The following is a 16490-nucleotide window of genomic DNA, read 5'->3' as shown; positions in this document are numbered from 1 at the left end:
TATTTCGTTTACACCAAAGAAATGCGTAAATAAATTAGAAAAACACAAAAGAAAAAGAATACCTTATAAAAATTAAAAGAAAATGAATAAATCAATACGCTTTTTATCTATCGCAACAGTTGTATTTGTAGCTGTTTTATTTACGAATATCATTAGTCAATCTAACGAACCTTTTATTAAAAACGTAGCCGAAAGCTATCAAATAAAAGCAGTAAAACTTCCTAAAGACTTAAATTTAGCTGGCGAACTTGTTCCGATAAACAAACCTGACATTAGAGAACGTATGGATCGTGAATTATTAGTAAATACCTATTGGCAATCTAACGGACTGCTTTTAATAAAACGCGCCAACAAGTATTTTCCTATTTTAGAGCCTTTGTTAGCTAAACACGGTTTACCAGACGATTTTAAGTTTTTAGCATTGGCAGAAAGTGGTTTTATTGACGAAACCTCATCTGTAGGAGCAGCAGGAATGTGGCATTTTATGAAACAAACCGGTAAGGAATATGGTTTAGAAATTAATAAAAATGTTGACGAACGCTATCATATAGAAAAAGCAACCAAAGTAGCTGCCGAATACTTAAAAAAAGCTAAAAAACGCTTTAATTCTTGGACACTTGCAGCAGCATCTTACAATGCAGGAAATTATGGTGTTAGTAGAAGGTTAAAAGCACAAGGTGTAACGAGTTATTACGATGCTTTATTACCTGATGAAACTGAACGTTATGTGTTTAGAATTTTAGCTTTAAAAGAAATAATTTCTAATCCTAAAAAATATGGATTTGAATTTGATCAAGAAGATTTATACACCTTACCTTCAACCTATACCGTTAAAGTTGATACCGCAATTACCAATATTGCTTTATTTGCTAAAAAGCACGGAACAACTTATAAAGACCTTAAATTACACAACTCTTGGTTACGAGAAAATAAACTAAACAATAGTAGCCGAAAAGTATATGAAATAAAAATACCTAATTAATGAAAAAAGCACTCCCTTTTATATACATTTCTTTTGGCTTTTTTATTTTAGTTGGTACTATTTTTCAGTTTTTCCAACATCAAGAAGTATATCGAGTTTTGTTTAATTTTGAAACTACCAATAAGTATATTTTTTTATTGGTAAGAATAATCTTTGCTAGTTGGTTTTTATTCGACGGAGTAAAGAGATTAAAACAACATAAAGAAGATTAATTTTATTAATCTTCTTTAATACTTTTTACCCTTCCTACAATACCTGATGTTAACTGCACTTTAATTCCATGAGGATGATTAGCTGAATTTGTTAGTAGTTTACCAACAACTCCTTCTGTTAATTCTCCCGTTCTTTGGTGATGCTTCTGAACAACCTCAACAAAAGCACCAATTTTAATATCTTTTCTAATCGTTCCGTCTTTCATAAAAAATAATTTATTCAAAAAAAAAGCCTATCAATTATTGATAGGCTTTTTATTAAAAAGTTTACTCTGGTAATAATATATATTATAATACTCTTACGTTAACAGCGTTTAATCCTTTTCTTCCATCTTGTAATTCGAATTCAACTTCATCGTTTTCACGAATTTCGTCGATTAATCCTGAAACATGTACAAAATGCTCTTTGTTTGATCCTTCTTCTGTGATAAATCCAAATCCTTTTGATTCGTTGAAGAATTTTACGGTACCTTTACTCATTATAAAAAATTATGTGTTACTTGCTTAAGTGCCAGCAACGTTTATTGAATTGCAAATGTAATGCCAAATTTATTAATATTAACAAAATTATTTGTTTTTTTTTATTTTTTATAAAAAAAAGTCGATTTACAAACTGTAAATCGACTTGAAGAATTATAAAAAGCTAGATATTAATCAAACTTTGTATCCATTTTAACGTAATCTAAAAATTCACGTTTTGTTTCTTTATTTTTAAATTTACCACCAAACTCTGCAGTAACTGTACTACTTTCAATATCTTTTATTCCTCTAGAATTTACACATAAATGTTTTGCATCAATAATACAAGCTACATCTTGTGTACCCAGAGCTTCTTGCATTGCCTGAACAATTTGCATAGTTAAACGTTCTTGAACTTGCGGACGTTTAGAAAAATATTCTACAATTCTGTTCATTTTAGAAAGGCCAATTACTTTTCCGTTAGAAATGTAAGACACATGTGCGCGACCAATAATTGGCAGTAAATGATGCTCGCAAGTAGAATATACTACGATATTCTTTTCTACCAACATTTCGCCATAATTGTAATTATTATCAAATGTTGATGCCTTTGGCATATTTTTAGGATCTAATCCCATAAAAATTTCATTAACAAATGCTTTGGCAACACGTTTTGGTGTTCCTTGCATACTATCATCTGTTAAATCCATTCCTAAAGTGGTTAAAATATCTTTAACACTTTCTTGAATCCTAGCTATTTTTTCTTGATCAGAGATATCAAAAGCATCTTTTCGTATTGGCGATTCTGCCGATGTTGCTATGTGGTTTTCTCCTATCTCGTCTATTCTCTCGTCATTCATTTTGTTGTTGTTCACTTCAAACATTTCGTTCAATTATTAGGGCGCAAATTTACAACTTTGTTGTTAATTTACTGTACTTTACTTATCAATTCATTTAAAGAACAAGTAGTTTGCTCTCCGTTTACCATATTTTTTAAAGTAAACATTTCGTTTGCAACATCAGTTACAACATATTGTATATTTCGATTAGTAACGTATTTCCATTGCTTTTTTTGTTGTTTATTACTTGTTGCGGTATCAGGATATAATTCTGATTTCACATTATTTTCTCTTAAACTTTTTATGACTTTTATTTTTGATAAATTCTCAGCTTCATCAAAATTTAAAAACAATACTCTTGGTTTAGGTAGTTCAACTTCTTCAAATAAACCAAGCTCTTCCATCACCAAGTAAATTCTGTCTAATCCGAAAGAAATACCTACGCCACTTACATCTTTTAATCCGAATATTCCCGTTAAATCATCATAACGACCTCCACCACCGATAGAACCCATTTTTACACCTTCGGGAGCACTTACTTCATAAATAGCACCTGTATAATAATTTAATCCACGAGCCAAAGTTACATCTAACTCTAACGATGCTGATGATAAGCCAATTTCTTCAATCATACTTACCACAGTTCGTAAATCTGCCACTCCTTGTATACCTTCTTCGGATGTTTGCAACATGTTTTGTAAAGAAGCTAGTTTATCTTTATTACTTCCTGTAAAGTTAAATAGTGGCTCAACTTTTTCAATAGCTTCTTCCGAAATTCCTTTTTCAAGCATTTCTTTTACTACACCTTCTTTACCAATTTTGTCTAACTTATCTAAAGCTACCGTAAAATCGATTAATTTATCCGAAGCTCCGATTACCTCAGCGATTCCTGATAAAATTTTTCTGTTATTGATTTTTATAGTCGTACCCTGTAAACCTAACTTACTAAAAACAGTGTCGTATAACTGTACAAACTCTACTTCTTGTAATAAGGATTTACTTCCTACTACATCGGCATCACATTGGTAAAACTCTCTAAAACGTCCTTTTTGCGGGCGATCAGCTCTCCAAACAGGTTGAATTTGATACCTCTTAAAAGGAAAAGTAATATCATTTTGATGTTGTACCACATAACGTGCAAATGGCACTGTTAAGTCGTAACGCAATGCTTTTTCTGATATTTTTGATATCATTTTCTGACTATTTTTTGCAGTCAGTAAAGTATCATCTACCTTTTTTAAATAATCTCCAGAATTTAAAATCTTAAAAATCAAACGATCTCCTTCCTCTCCATATTTTCCCATTAAGGTTGATGAATTTTCGAAACTTGGTGTTTCAATAGGTTGAAATCCGAAATTCTCAAACGAATGTTTTATTATATTAAAAATATAATTTCTTTTTGCTACTTCGTTGGATGAAAAATCTCTGGTTCCTTTAGGAATGCTTGGTTTCATATTATTTTAATTATGAATTTTTAGTTGTTGGAATTTATTTTTCACAAGAGTGAAATACTAAAAACCACTTCGTGGGCAAATATCTGAATTTATAGGCGAATTATGAAGTTTTATTTATGCGTTTTAATCTATAAATAGAAGCGTTTAATTCAAATCCTAAAAGAAGAATAATAGAGTTTAACCAAACAAACAACATTAACACCAATAAAGTACCAATTGAACCATATAATTGGTTGTATGTTGCAAATTTCACCACATAAATTCCGAAAAGATAAAAAGAAAATAATGATAACATTGTAGTTAAAATTGCACCTGGAGAAAAGAATTTAACTTCTTTACCTTGCTTGGTTCCAAAACGAAACAAGAGCGATACAATGGTAAAAATCATTATTAAAAACAACAAACCTCTACCCCAGTAAAACAAATCTAAATCGGCAGTATCTAACCAACCAATCTTATCTATTCTTGCCAAAGCTACTTGATAATATATTATTAAAACTACTGTTATTATTAAAAACAATGACATTAATAATGAAACGCCTAACGAAACAAGATAAGCTCTAAACACATTTCTCATTTCTGTTACATGATACGAATATTCAAATCCGCCAAAAATAGCATTAACTCCGTTTGTCATTAAAAAAATAGAGGCTAAAAATCCGAAAGATAATAAACCTCCATATTGATTATTAATAATGTCTTTTAAAACTAAATCTACCGCATCAAAAGTTTTAGGAGGCAATAATTCTTGAATTAATCCAAAAAGATTGTCTTGAAATCCTTCAATGGGCATGTAAGGTATTAGTGATAAAATAAATAACATAAACGGAAAAATTGCCATAAAAAAACTAAATGCAATTCCGCCTGCCCTAGTTGTTAATGCGCCTCTTACAATACCGATAATATACATTTCAATTACATCGTATAATGACATACCTTGTAACCCCGGAATTTTTATTTTTTTTCCAAGTTTTACCAAAATGTTTACTACTGGTATTTTTTCTAGATTGTCTTCTATTTTTTTTGTCATTTACTGGTATTTCCTTTTCCCTATCATTTTTTATTAAATATATACTCTATCTGAAAGCATATTTTTTTTAGAAGGAGCTTCCTGCCTTAGCAAGAATGACACATTTTAATTAATCTATATGTTAACCTGAAATAAATTCAGGTTAACGTTAAAAATTAAATACATAATCGTCATTTTAAACTTGTTTCAAAATAACATCAAACAAAGTTATCATAAAATAAACTATGTTAAAAGTTACTCAACTACAATATTATATTTCTGTAACAAGCCGATAATATTTTCTTTACTAAACTTTGCTCCTTTTAATTTATTTTCTTCAGGATTAATATTAAAATTAAAAGCAGTTTTAAAATCTGATTTTTCTAAAATAGTTCTATCAAATATCGATTTTTTCAAATCGCAATTATCAAAAAAAGCATGAGTTAAATTAGTTTCTGTAAAATCTACTTCTTGCAAATTACAATTTACAAATTTTGTATTCGGAATTTTTAATTGATAAAAAGACGAGAAATTTAATTGACAATCTTTAAAACTAAACTGTAATAAAAACGAATCACACTCATTAAATTTTACACCTATCATTTTACAATTAATAAACGAAGCTTCTTTAAAAGCCGTGTTTGCAACTATTGCATTGCTAAAATTACAATTAACAAACTCACACTCTACAAACTGAATATTTGATGTATGTACGTTCTCGAAATTACAATCCGTGAACGTACAATTATCATATTCTCCTTTTTTGATTTTTACAACCGAAAAATCAACTTTATTAAATGTTTCACTATCAAAATAATCGTTCATTATTTTAATCCTCTAGCTTTTAACATTGGTGCTGCTTTTGGGTCTCTTCCTGCAAATACTTGATACATTTTTGCATAATCCATCGTATTTCCTTTTGACAGCACTTCGTTTCTAAATTTATCTCCGTTTGCACGTGTTAACAACCCGTTATTTTTAAACCAATCGTAAGCATCGTGACTTAACATTTCTGTCCATAAATAAGAATAATATCCGGCTGCATATCCTCCACTAAAAACATGTGCAAAATAAGTAGAACGGTATCTTGGTGGAACTTCGGCTACTTTTAATTTCATTTTTTCTAATGCTGCTGCTTCAAATTTAGCAACATCTTTAATTTTAGTATCCACCGAAATTGTATGCCAGTTCATATCTAAACTAGAAGAAGCTAAGTTTTCAATCATTGAATATCCTTGATTAAAAGTTCCGGCATCTTTAATTTTTTGTAATAACTCAGCAGGAATAACCTCTCCTGTTTTATAATGTACCGCGTAATTATTTAAAACGGCTGGATGTGTTGACCAGTTTTCGTTAAACTGCGACGGAAACTCAACAAAATCTCTCGCAGTACTTGTTCCTGAAATTGATGCGTATGTTTGATTACCAAATAAACCATGCAAGGCATGACCAAACTCATGAAACATTGTTTCTACCTCATCAAAACTAATTAAAGCAGGTTCTCCTGCTGCTGGTTTTGGCGAATTACACACATTATAAACTACTGGTTTTTGGTTACGTAATTTAGATTGTTTTACAAAAGCACTCATCCACGCACCACCACGTTTACTATCTCTTGCAAAAAAATCACCGTAAAATAATCCTAATTTACTTCCGTCTTCTTCAAATAACTCATACACTACAACATCTGGATGATAAACCGGAATATCTGTACGCTTTTTAAAAGTGATTCCGTATAATTTTGTAGCCGCAAAAAACACTCCTTTTTCTAATACATTTGTTAATTCGAAATAAGGTTTTACCTCCTCTTCATTTAAATTGTATTTAGATTTACGTACTTTTTCAGCATAATGATTCCAATCGTAGGCAGTTAATTTAAATTCTTTACCTTCTTTTTTAATTTCAGCTTGAATTTCTTTTGTTTCTGATGCAACTTTAGTTAAAGCTCCAGGAATTAATCCATCAAACATTTCAAAAACTTTAGCGGGTGTTAACGCCATGGTTCCTTGTAAGCTCCAGCTGGCATAATTATCAAACCCTAAAATCTGAGCTTTTTGCGCTCTTAAAGCCACCATTTTTTTAACCAACTCACTTGTGTCGTATTCACCAGCATCAGATCTATGGATTGATTTTTCAAATAACTCTTTACGAACTTCTCTGTTTTCTAACGTTTGTAATGATGGTTGTTGTGTGGTATTTATCAACTGAATTTCGAATTGCCCATCTTTTTCAATCGATTTGATTTTTTCTTCAGAAAACCCTTTTAATTTTTCCTTACCAGCAATTACAACTCCGCCTTTTTTACTTGCATCTAATAGTTTTTTACCAAAATCATTAGCTAGACTTGCTATTTCTGAATTAATCTCTTTTAATTTTTCTTTTTTATCTTCTGATAAATCAGCTCCTGCTTTTGAGAAATTTTTAAAATATTCTTTTACTAAATGTTTCGATTCTACATCAAGTTCTAATTCTTCCAAATTATCATAAACGCCCTTTACTTTAGCAAACAACTGCGTGTTTAATAAAATATCATCGTTATGTTTAGAAAACTTAGGTGCTAATTCTTTCTGATTTTCTTTAATTACGTCATTCGTATTTGCACTTGTTAAAGCGTAAAAAACAGCCGTTACATTGTCTAAGGTTTTACTACTTTCCTCTAAAGCTAAAATGGTATTATTAAAAGTTGGAGCATCCGTATTTGCAACAATTTTATGTATTGCTTCGTTTTGCAATTCCATCCCTTTTAAAATAGCTGGCATAAAATGTGCATCTTGTATTTTAGTAAAATCTGGCGCACCATAATCTAAGGTACTTTTAATTAATAACGGATTTTCTACAGCCATATCTTTTTTACTTTCTTGCTTTGTTTCTTTTGCTTTGTCAGTATTACAAGACATTGCAAATACTAAAGACGCTACAATAATTATTTGTTTTTTCATTTTACTGATATTAAATTAATCAATTGCTTTTAAACTTAAATCTAAATTATAAACCGAGTGTGTTAAGGCACCTGATGAAATAAAATCTACCCCACAATCAGCATATCTACGAATTGTTTCTTCGTTAATTCCGCCTGAAGATTCCGTTAAACAAGTATCACCAATTAAGGCAACTGCTTTGCGTGTATCTTCATAATTAAAGTTATCTATTAAAATACGATACACACCTTCGTTTGATAAAATCTCTTTAATTTCTTCTAAACTACGTGCTTCAACTATAATTTTGATATCTAAATTTTTAGTTGCTAAATATTTTTTAGTTTTGGTAATTGCTTGTGTAATTCCGCCTGCAAAATCGATATGATTGTCTTTTATCATTACCATATCATATAAGGCAAATCTGTGATTTTCTCCGCCACCAATTTTAACTGCCCATTTTTCAAGAGCACGAATACCTGGCGTTGTTTTACGAGTATCTAAAACCTTTGTTTTTGTGCCCTCTAATAAATTGGCAAAGAATTTTGTTTTCGTAGCAATGGCACTCATACGTTGCATGGCATTTAACACCAAACGTTCTGCCATTAAAATAGCTTGTGATTTTCCTGAAACATAAAAAACAATATCGCCAAACTTAACTTCATCACCATCATTAATTAAAGTTTCTACCTGTAAATCAGCATCAACATACTTAAAAACCATTTTAGCAAACTCAACTCCGGCTATAATTCCATCATCTTTTACCAGTAATTTTGCTTTTCCGGTAGCATCCGAAGGAATACAAGAAAGTGAGGTGTGATCTCCATCACCTATATCTTCGCGAATGGCATTTGAAATAATTAAATCTAGTTCTGTATTAAATTGTTCTTTTGATATCATGTTTTTAATAATTTCTGATGTAAAAATACTAATTCATAGCTCATAATTCATAATTTTACGGCATGAAAATTAAACTACTTGCTATTGGTAAAACTGATGATAAAAATTTGATTCAGTTAATTGATAATTATCAGAATAGGCTAAAACATTATATAAAATTTGAGCTGGATATTATTGCGGATATTAAAAACGTAAAGAACTTAAGCGAATCTCAGCAAAAAGAAAAAGAAGGCGAATTAATTTTGTCGAAACTTCAAAATACCGATCAGTTGGTTTTGTTAGACGATAAAGGAAAGCATTTTACTTCTATTGAATTTTCTCAATATCTTCAAAAAAAGATGAACTCAGGCATTAAACAACTCGTATTAGTTATTGGTGGTCCTTACGGATTTTCGGATGCGGTTTATAAAAAATCAAGCGGAAAAATATCTTTATCAAAAATGACATTTTCACATCAAATGATTCGTTTATTTATTGTTGAGCAAATTTACAGAGGGTTTACTATTTTACGTAACGAGCCTTATCATCACGAATAATTTTATAAAAAAATGTTTCTTTTTTAGCTTTCAAAAAAACATCAAAAAACAACTATTTTCTATTTTTAAAAAGCGTAATTTTGTCGCCCCAAAAAAATGTATTAGAAATTACAATAAACAAATCAAAATGAAAACATTAAAATTTTTATTGACGGCTATTTTCTTTATAAGCTTTGTTAGCTTACAACAAGTAAGTGCTCAAAACGATATTAAAAGCTTAAAAACGCAAATAAAAAGCAAGAAAAATCAAATTAGCGCTAATCAAGAAATTTTAAGTAGCGGTATTAAAGCTTTAAAACGTGTAACCGCTAATTTACAAGATTTTAAAAAGAGTAAAAAAGCTACTAAAAATGAGGTAAATAGAAAAGAAAAAATCGTTGCAAACATGCAAAATCGATTAACAAAACTAAACTCTCAAATAGATAAGCAAAAATCTGATTTAGCTATCGTTGAAAAAAAATTAGCGAGAAAGATTAAAAAGAATTTAGCTAAGGAAAGTAAAAATACAAAAGAAATTAAACCTGTTGTAAAAGCTAATAACACTGCTACAGATACCCCAGTAGAAAACAGTGTTAATAAACTTTCTTTACGTAAACAAGAACTAGAAAACGCTCGTAAAAAACTTGAAGAAAATCGTAAAGCTAAAGAAATTGCTTACTTAAAGCAACAAGAAGAACTACGTTTAGAAGCTGAGAAATTAAGAGAATTAGATAATCAGATTAAAGCCGAAGAAAAATCTATCGTTAAAGAAAAAGGCACTTTAATTAGTGATTACGAAGATGACATTAGCATTAATGAAGAAATTTTAATTAGCGGTAAAGAAGGTTTAATTAAAATGAAAGCTAAGTTAATTAAAGCTAAAAAAGACCCTACTACTTCTAAAGAAAGTATTTTACGTAAAGAAAATATTATCATAAAAATAGAGAAACGTTTAGATAAGATTCAAGAAGAAATAAATGCTAAAAAATTGGAATTAGAAAAGTTAAAATCATAAATAACTTTCAACTTATTATAAAAAAAGCGAAATTTAGAACATTCTAAATTTCGCTTTTTTTATAATTAATCCCCATTCATAAACACCTTCCAAACCTGTGCAAATTCATCATTAATTAAACAGGCAGCGTCACTTTTATCACCTATAAAAGCATTATATTCAAAATAATTATATGTAGTTATATCACCTAATATAGTTTCTTTTTCATTCATTGTTTTTAACTCACCATTAACGAGTCTTTTTTCTAATATTTCTGAAAAAAAAGATCTCACTAGCCCATCAGATTCTCCAATAATATGTCCTGTTTTTGGCTCTTCTGCAAAACACCAAAACGCCCCTGCTTCTCTAAATAAAGAAAAAGCACTTTTAGCCTGTTCATTCCTAACAACAACATCCTCTTCACCAATAATAACAATACCTGGTACATTTTTATTTTCATCTTTAATTTCTTTGATAATTATTGGCCCCTTAATGTTTGCAAAAGCTAAAGTTCTTTTAGGAAAGAATTGTGAAAAATAAAAACTGAAACTACCTCCTCCTGAAAAACCTCTTAAAAGAATAGGAAGATTATTATTTATATCTAAATTTCTTTTTTCCATAACTTTAGTAATAGCTAGCAATAAAGCATCGCCTGTGGTTTTAGAATTAATATAAGAATCTACAGATAATCTAGAAGTAAGATGAGTTCCGACCAAAATCAACTTTTCTTTTTCAGCAAACTCTTTCCACTCATCTATATTAGATAAATGTAAGCCGTTTCCGTTAGAGTGAGGACTTAAAACCAAAATCGCTCTTGGATTTATTTTTTCTGGCATCCAAAATCTAAACACAGCTTCTTCAAAAATATCTCCAGCTTTAGGCAGTACCTTATATGTCCAGTCATCTATAAAAATTCCTTCTTCAATGACTTCTTCTCCTGAGAAATCTTCAACTTTCTGTGATTCACAAGAGATAAATAGTAATAAAATAAAAACAATTCTAATCTTCATAGCTTACTTAAATTTATTTTTTTGAACAATCATAAATATACACTTTATATTCTCTTTTATTTATAAAATAAGTAATCTACTTAAACAAGATGTTTCTTTGTTATCAATACTTAAAAAAAATTGTCTTTCTATTAAAAAATAATAATTATAAAGATGATAAAATTTGATACTTTTGTTTACATAAAATCACCTCAAATGAAACTCGTTTTTGCAACAAATAACCTAAACAAACTTACTGAAGTTCAAAAAATGTTACCAAACTCTATTGAATTATTAAGTTTAAAAGATATTAATTGTTTTGATAATGTTGAAGAAACTGCAATTACTTTAGAAGGAAATGCAAAAATAAAAGCTGATTATATTACTGATAAATATAATTACAATTGTTTTGCTGATGATACTGGTTTAGAAGTTGAAAGCCTAAACGGAGCTCCCGGAGTATATTCTGCTCGTTATGCTGGCGAACCAAGTAATTCGGAAAATAATATGCAAAAACTAATGACCGAGTTAAACGGAGTTGATAATAGAAATGCACAGTTTAGAACTTCTATCTGTTTAAATTTAAATGGTAAACAATTTTTATTTGATGGCATTTGTAAAGGTGAAATCTTAACTAAAAAGCAAGGCGAAAAAGGTTTTGGATACGATCCTATTTTTAAACCTGAAGGATATAATAATTCGTTTGCTGAAATGACATCCGAAGAAAAAAACACAATTAGTCATCGTGGATTAGCAATTAAAAAATTAGTCGCATTTTTAAAATCGATTAATTAATTGAACGCTTCTAAAAAACATATTCAATCTTTTATTTTTTTAACAGTTCTACTGATCTTTTTTTGGTTTTTAAACATCAGTTTAGGCTCTGTTGCGATTCCTTTTAAAGAAATTTTTAAAACCCTTACGGGTGATGTTGCTATAAAAGAGAGTTGGCAAACCATTATTTTAAATTTTAGATTACCAAAAGCAATTACAGCAATTATGGTTGGCTCGGGCTTATCTATTTGCGGTTTATTAATGCAAACTTTGTTTAGAAATCCGCTTGCAGGTCCTTTTGTTTTAGGTATTTCATCTGGTGCTAGTTTAGGAGTTGCACTACTTATTTTAGGTACAGGATTGTTTGGAGGATTTTTCTCTTCTCTTATTTTTTCTAATTGGGCTATGGCAATCGCAGCTAGTTTAGGCTCATTTCTTGTTTTATCGGCAGTAATTATTGCGGCAAACAGAGTTAGAAATACCATGTCTATTTTAATTATCGGATTAATGTTTGGGTCGTTAACTTCATCAGTAATAAGTGTTTTATCTTATTTTAGTGAAGCAGATCAAATTCAACAATATATGTTTTGGAGTTTTGGTAGCTTAGGAAACTTATCGTGGACAGAACTTTCTGTTTTCGGAATTATTTACCTTATCGGAATTTTAGGAACTTTCACTATTATAAAGCCTTTAAATAGTTTTTTATTAGGCGAAAATTACGCACAAAGTTTAGGTATCAACATAAAAAAAAGCAGGAATATTATTCTTTTAATTACCAGCTTATTAACTGGTGTTATTACTGCTTTTTCTGGGCCAATTGCTTTTATTGGTATTGCAATACCTCATATTGCTAAAATGATTTTTGCTACCTCTAACCACAAAATTCTTTTACCAGCATCTGCACTTATTGGTGCAATTGCATTATTAATTTGCGATGCTATAGCGCAATTACCAACAAGCGAATTTACGTTGCCTATTAACGCGATAACCTCATTATTTGGTGCGCCTGTAGTTATTTGGCTATTAGTGCGAAAAAAGAAAATATTTGTATAAAATTTGGAGACTTCTAAAAAAAATATCGTTCTTAAAACTGATAACTTATCAATAGGATATCAAACAAAAAAACAACAAAGTGTTATTGCTAGCAATATTAATTTTTCTGTTGAAAAAGGGAAATTTGTAGCACTTTTAGGTAAAAACGGAATCGGAAAATCAACCTTATTGCGTACCTTATCTAAGGTTCAAAATCCGTTAAATGGCACGATAGAAATCAATCAAAAAAATAGTGTAGATTATTCAAATCAAGAATTAGCAACCTCTTTAAGTTTGGTATTAACCGAGCGTTTGCCACAAAGTCAACTAACCGTTTTTGAATTAATTGCCTTAGGAAGGCAGCCATATACTAATTGGATAGATAAATTATCAGCAAAAGATTTAGCACAAGTTAATTGGGCAATCGAACAAACATCTATTAAACATTTAAAAGAAAAACGCTTTTACGAGTTAAGTGATGGTCAACTACAACGTGTGCTTATTGCACGTGCTTTAGCTCAGGATACCGAAATTATTATTTTAGATGAACCTACGGCGCATTTAGATATTCATCATACGTTTAAGGTTTTTTCTTTGCTAAAAAAATTAGTCAACAAAACAGGAAAAACAATTCTGATTTCTACACACGAAGTAAATTTAGCAATTCAACTAGCCGATGAATTCATTTTGCTATCAGAAACTAAAATTTATAACGGAACATCAGAAGAATTAATCAGTAAAAATGCTTTTGACGAATTATTTCCTAAAGAACTCATCAGTTTTAACAAAACATTAAAACAGTTCGTAATAAAGAACTGTTAAATTTGTTTTTCTTCAGTAATCCTGTATTTTTGAAGACTAATCAAACCTAAAATTAATTATTTATTAATGAAAAAATTACTTTACATAGCAAGTACAATAGCATTTGTAGCTTGTGGAGCTAGCAAAGAAACACAAAGTGTTGATAAAAATGATGCCAATGTAGATTATGCTGCTAAATATGCACAAACTATTACCGCTAAAGATTTAGGAAAACACTTATTTGTATATGCTTCTGATGAATTTGAAGGACGTGATACAGGAGAACCTGGACAAAAGAAAGCTGTTAATTATTTAAAAGATTTTTACGTAAATACAGGTTTAAAATCTCCTTTAGGAGGAAGTGATTATTTTCAAAAAGTACCTTCTGCTTACCTAAGTAATAACCGTAGAGGAATGAAATTAAAAGATTCTGAAAACGTAGTTGCTTTTATAAAAGGTACTGAAAAGCCAGATGAAATTTTAGTAATTTCTGCACATTTAGATCATGAAGGTGTAAAGAACGGAAAAGTTTATAACGGTGCCGATGATGATGGTTCTGGTACAGTTGCTATTTTAGAAATTGCCGAAGCTTTTAAACAAGCATATAACGAAGGTCATAAGCCAAAGCGTTCTATTTTATTTTTGCATGTAACTGGTGAAGAAAAAGGTTTATTAGGTTCACAATATTATACTGAAAACCCTATTTTTCCTTTAGCAAATACTGTTACTAATTTAAATATTGACATGATTGGTAGAGTAGACGATCGTCATAAAGGAAATCCTAATTACGTATATTTAATTGGTGCTGATAAATTAAGTACAGAATTACACAACATATCAGAAACCATTAATAAAAAATACACAAACGTTAGCTTAGATTATAAATATAACGACGAAAAAGATCCGAATCGTTACTATTATCGTTCAGATCATTACAATTTTGCAAAACACAATATTCCTGTTATTTTTTACTTTAACGGAACACATGCAGATTACCACCAACCTACAGATACTCCTGATAAAATTAACTACGAAATGTTAGAAAACAGAACTCGTTTAGTTTTTCATACAGCTTGGGAACTTGCTAATCGCGAAAATCGTGTAACTGTTGACAAAGGAGAACCTAAAAAATAAAATCTTTATTTCGAAAAAAAACTCACCAAATTGGTGAGTTTTTTTTAACCTTTTAATTACATCAAAAGGATAAAAAACCAATATCTTTCGTTAAAAAAACAACACATGGAAAACTTAACTAATAAAAAAGCTATAATTACTGGAGGTGGTAGAGGTTTAGGAAAAGCTACCGCAATTGCTTTTGCTAAACAAGGAATAAATGTTGCTATAACTGGTAGAAACGAAGAGCGACTACTTAATACAGTTAAAGAATTAAAAACATATAACATACAAGTAACATACGCTGTTTTTGACGTTAGCAATTACAACGAGGTAAAAAAAGGAATAAACGATATTATAACTACTTTTGGCTCTGTTGATATTTTAGTAAACAATGCCGGTATTGCCGCTTTTGGTACGCTTAACGAAATGTCTGTTGAAAATTGGACACAAATTATACAAACCAATTTAATGGGAATGTATTATGTTACCAAAGAAGTTTTACCTTATTTAATTGAAAAAAACGAAGGAGATATTATTAACATTTCTTCTACTGCTGGACTTAATGGTAATGCGACAACCTCAGCATATTCTGCCTCTAAATTTGCAGTAATCGGAATGTCTGAATCATTAATGAAAGAAGTTCGCAAAAACAACATTAGAGTTTGTACACTTACACCAAGTACCATTGCTTCTGACATGTCTTTAGAACTAGGAATTACTGATGGAAATACTGAAAAAGTGTTACAACCAGATGATTTCGCTGAGTTAATCGTTGCTGGTTTAAGCTTACCTAGAAGAGCAATGTTGAAAGGAGCTTCTCTATGGTCTACAAATCCGTAAATATATTATACGTTTCCTTTTTTAATCATCAAATATTATGAAAAAGACAATATTCATTTTAGCATTATTTATTACATGTAATCTAATAGGACAAAATAAATGGAGATTTGGAAGTACTATTTCGTTTGACAATAATTTGAGTTCAGAATATTTAATTACAGATGCGAACATTAATGGTTACTCTATTGATTATGATCAATTCAATTTTACATTTGGGTTTATAGCAGAATACAAATTAAACAAAAAGTTATTTTTAGAAACAGGCATAGAATATTCTAATAAAGACTTTACGGGTATATACAACTGTGCCACCTGCTTTCCAAATGGTTTATGGATATATTCTAAAGAAAAAATAGAGCAACGATTCATTCAAATACCAATTTTATTCAAATATTATCTAATTGATCAAAAAATTAAATTATCCATTAAAACTGGATTAAAAAATAATTTTAGCATAGAAAATAAATTAGATAATAAAAAATATTACTTAGAAGGAATAATAGGAAGTGAAATTGAATACAGAATTATTAATAATTGGAATTTAGGCTTAGGATTTAATTATAACAAATCATTAACCAACTTATATAATGATGAAAATTTTGATTTTAAAACAAACAGTTTTTATTTAAAAGTTATTTATGGAATTAAATAAAAAAGAT

General features: G+C 29.6%; 19 protein-coding genes. 10 read left to right on the top strand and 9 right to left on the bottom strand.

From position 1 onward, the window contains the following. Nucleotides 1–82 precede the first annotated feature (82 nt). Both ACN5J5_RS09255 and ACN5J5_RS09250 read left to right on the top strand, forming a co-directional pair. On the top strand, nt 83–982 hold the full coding sequence (locus ACN5J5_RS09255; protein ID WP_418644625.1) for a lytic transglycosylase domain-containing protein: 900 nt from the start codon (nt 83–85) through the stop codon (nt 980–982). Next, nucleotides 982–1194 carry a hypothetical protein gene (locus tag ACN5J5_RS09250; protein WP_418644624.1) on the top strand — a complete coding sequence of 71 codons (213 nt, stop codon included), beginning with the start codon at nt 982–984 and terminating at the stop codon, nt 1192–1194. The genes ACN5J5_RS09255 and ACN5J5_RS09250 overlap by 1 nt, the downstream gene beginning before the upstream one ends. A 5-nt stretch (nt 1195–1199) precedes the next feature. On the opposite strand, the gene ACN5J5_RS09245 is transcribed toward ACN5J5_RS09250, so the two are convergent. The 8 genes from ACN5J5_RS09245 to nadC form a co-directional block, all read right to left on the bottom strand. Then, nucleotides 1200–1400, bottom strand: a complete 201-nt coding sequence (locus ACN5J5_RS09245; protein WP_418644623.1) for a YwbE family protein — start codon at nt 1398–1400, stop codon at nt 1200–1202. Nucleotides 1401–1482: 82 nt separating this feature from the next. Next, nucleotides 1483–1674 (bottom strand): cold-shock protein, encoded by a 192-nt coding sequence (locus ACN5J5_RS09240; RefSeq protein WP_299157228.1) that lies wholly within the window; start codon nt 1672–1674, stop codon nt 1483–1485. Nucleotides 1675–1844: 170 nt separating this feature from the next. Continuing rightward, nucleotides 1845–2537 (bottom strand): GTP cyclohydrolase I FolE, encoded by a 693-nt coding sequence (folE, locus tag ACN5J5_RS09235; protein ID WP_418644622.1) that lies wholly within the window; start codon nt 2535–2537, stop codon nt 1845–1847. A 44-nt stretch (nt 2538–2581) separates the two neighbouring features. After that, entirely contained in the window at nt 2582–3946 is a 1365-nt protein-coding gene (gene hisS / locus ACN5J5_RS09230; RefSeq protein ID WP_418644621.1) for a histidine--tRNA ligase, read from the bottom strand. A gap of 100 nt (nt 3947–4046) precedes the next feature. Continuing rightward, nucleotides 4047–4976 (bottom strand): YihY/virulence factor BrkB family protein, encoded by a 930-nt coding sequence (locus ACN5J5_RS09225; protein WP_418644620.1) that lies wholly within the window; start codon nt 4974–4976, stop codon nt 4047–4049. 234 nt (nt 4977–5210) lie between these two features. Next, nucleotides 5211–5780, bottom strand: coding sequence for a pentapeptide repeat-containing protein (locus ACN5J5_RS09220; RefSeq protein WP_418644619.1), 570 nt, complete (start codon nt 5778–5780; stop codon nt 5211–5213). Continuing rightward, nucleotides 5780–7894 (bottom strand): M3 family metallopeptidase, encoded by a 2115-nt coding sequence (locus ACN5J5_RS09215; protein ID WP_418644618.1) that lies wholly within the window; start codon nt 7892–7894, stop codon nt 5780–5782. The genes ACN5J5_RS09220 and ACN5J5_RS09215 overlap by 1 nt, the downstream gene beginning before the upstream one ends. Nucleotides 7895–7909: 15 nt before the next feature. Further along, the gene (gene nadC / locus ACN5J5_RS09210) at nt 7910–8770 is read right to left on the bottom strand and encodes a carboxylating nicotinate-nucleotide diphosphorylase (protein WP_418644617.1); all 861 of its coding nucleotides are present in this window, start codon (nt 8768–8770) and stop codon (nt 7910–7912) included. Between the two features lie 62 nt (nt 8771–8832). Here nadC and rlmH point away from each other — a divergent pair, with 62 nt between their 5' ends. After that, entirely contained in the window at nt 8833–9306 is a 474-nt protein-coding gene (rlmH, locus tag ACN5J5_RS09205; protein WP_418644616.1) for a 23S rRNA (pseudouridine(1915)-N(3))-methyltransferase RlmH, read from the top strand. Between the two features lie 127 nt (nt 9307–9433). Then, nucleotides 9434–10300, top strand: coding sequence for a hypothetical protein (locus ACN5J5_RS09200; RefSeq protein WP_418644615.1), 867 nt, complete (start codon nt 9434–9436; stop codon nt 10298–10300). Between the two features lie 65 nt (nt 10301–10365). On the opposite strand, the gene ACN5J5_RS09195 is transcribed toward ACN5J5_RS09200, so the two are convergent. Then, a complete protein-coding gene (locus tag ACN5J5_RS09195) occupies nt 10366–11289 on the bottom strand; it encodes a hypothetical protein (RefSeq protein WP_418644614.1) in 924 nt (307 codons plus the stop codon). Between the two features lie 195 nt (nt 11290–11484). Between ACN5J5_RS09195 and ACN5J5_RS09190 the strand changes: the two genes are divergently transcribed. The 6 genes from ACN5J5_RS09190 to ACN5J5_RS09165 all read left to right on the top strand — a co-directional run bounded on the left by ACN5J5_RS09190 (nt 11485) and on the right by ACN5J5_RS09165 (nt 16483). Further along, nucleotides 11485–12063 (top strand): non-canonical purine NTP diphosphatase, encoded by a 579-nt coding sequence (locus tag ACN5J5_RS09190; protein WP_418644613.1) that lies wholly within the window; start codon nt 11485–11487, stop codon nt 12061–12063. Then, nucleotides 12064–13095 (top strand): FecCD family ABC transporter permease, encoded by a 1032-nt coding sequence (locus ACN5J5_RS09185; protein WP_418644612.1) that lies wholly within the window; start codon nt 12064–12066, stop codon nt 13093–13095. It abuts the gene before it with no gap. A 3-nt stretch (nt 13096–13098) separates the two neighbouring features. Beyond that, entirely contained in the window at nt 13099–13896 is a 798-nt protein-coding gene (locus ACN5J5_RS09180; protein ID WP_418644611.1) for an ABC transporter ATP-binding protein, read from the top strand. Nucleotides 13897–13962: 66 nt separating this feature from the next. Further along, the gene (locus ACN5J5_RS09175) at nt 13963–15009 is read left to right on the top strand and encodes a M28 family metallopeptidase (protein WP_418644610.1); all 1047 of its coding nucleotides are present in this window, start codon (nt 13963–13965) and stop codon (nt 15007–15009) included. Nucleotides 15010–15114: 105 nt separating this feature from the next. Beyond that, the gene (locus tag ACN5J5_RS09170; RefSeq protein WP_418644609.1) at nt 15115–15831 is read left to right on the top strand and encodes a 3-ketoacyl-ACP reductase; all 717 of its coding nucleotides are present in this window, start codon (nt 15115–15117) and stop codon (nt 15829–15831) included. Between the two features lie 37 nt (nt 15832–15868). Continuing rightward, nucleotides 15869–16483, top strand: a complete 615-nt coding sequence (locus ACN5J5_RS09165) for an outer membrane beta-barrel protein (RefSeq protein WP_418644608.1) — start codon at nt 15869–15871, stop codon at nt 16481–16483. Nucleotides 16484–16490 lie beyond the last annotated feature (7 nt).

It is taken from the genome of Tenacibaculum insulae (assembly GCF_964512435.1).
Classification (GTDB): Bacteria; Bacteroidota; Bacteroidia; order Flavobacteriales; family Flavobacteriaceae; genus Polaribacter; species Polaribacter insulae_A.
This window is presented reverse-complemented; position numbering and strand designations above follow the sequence as displayed.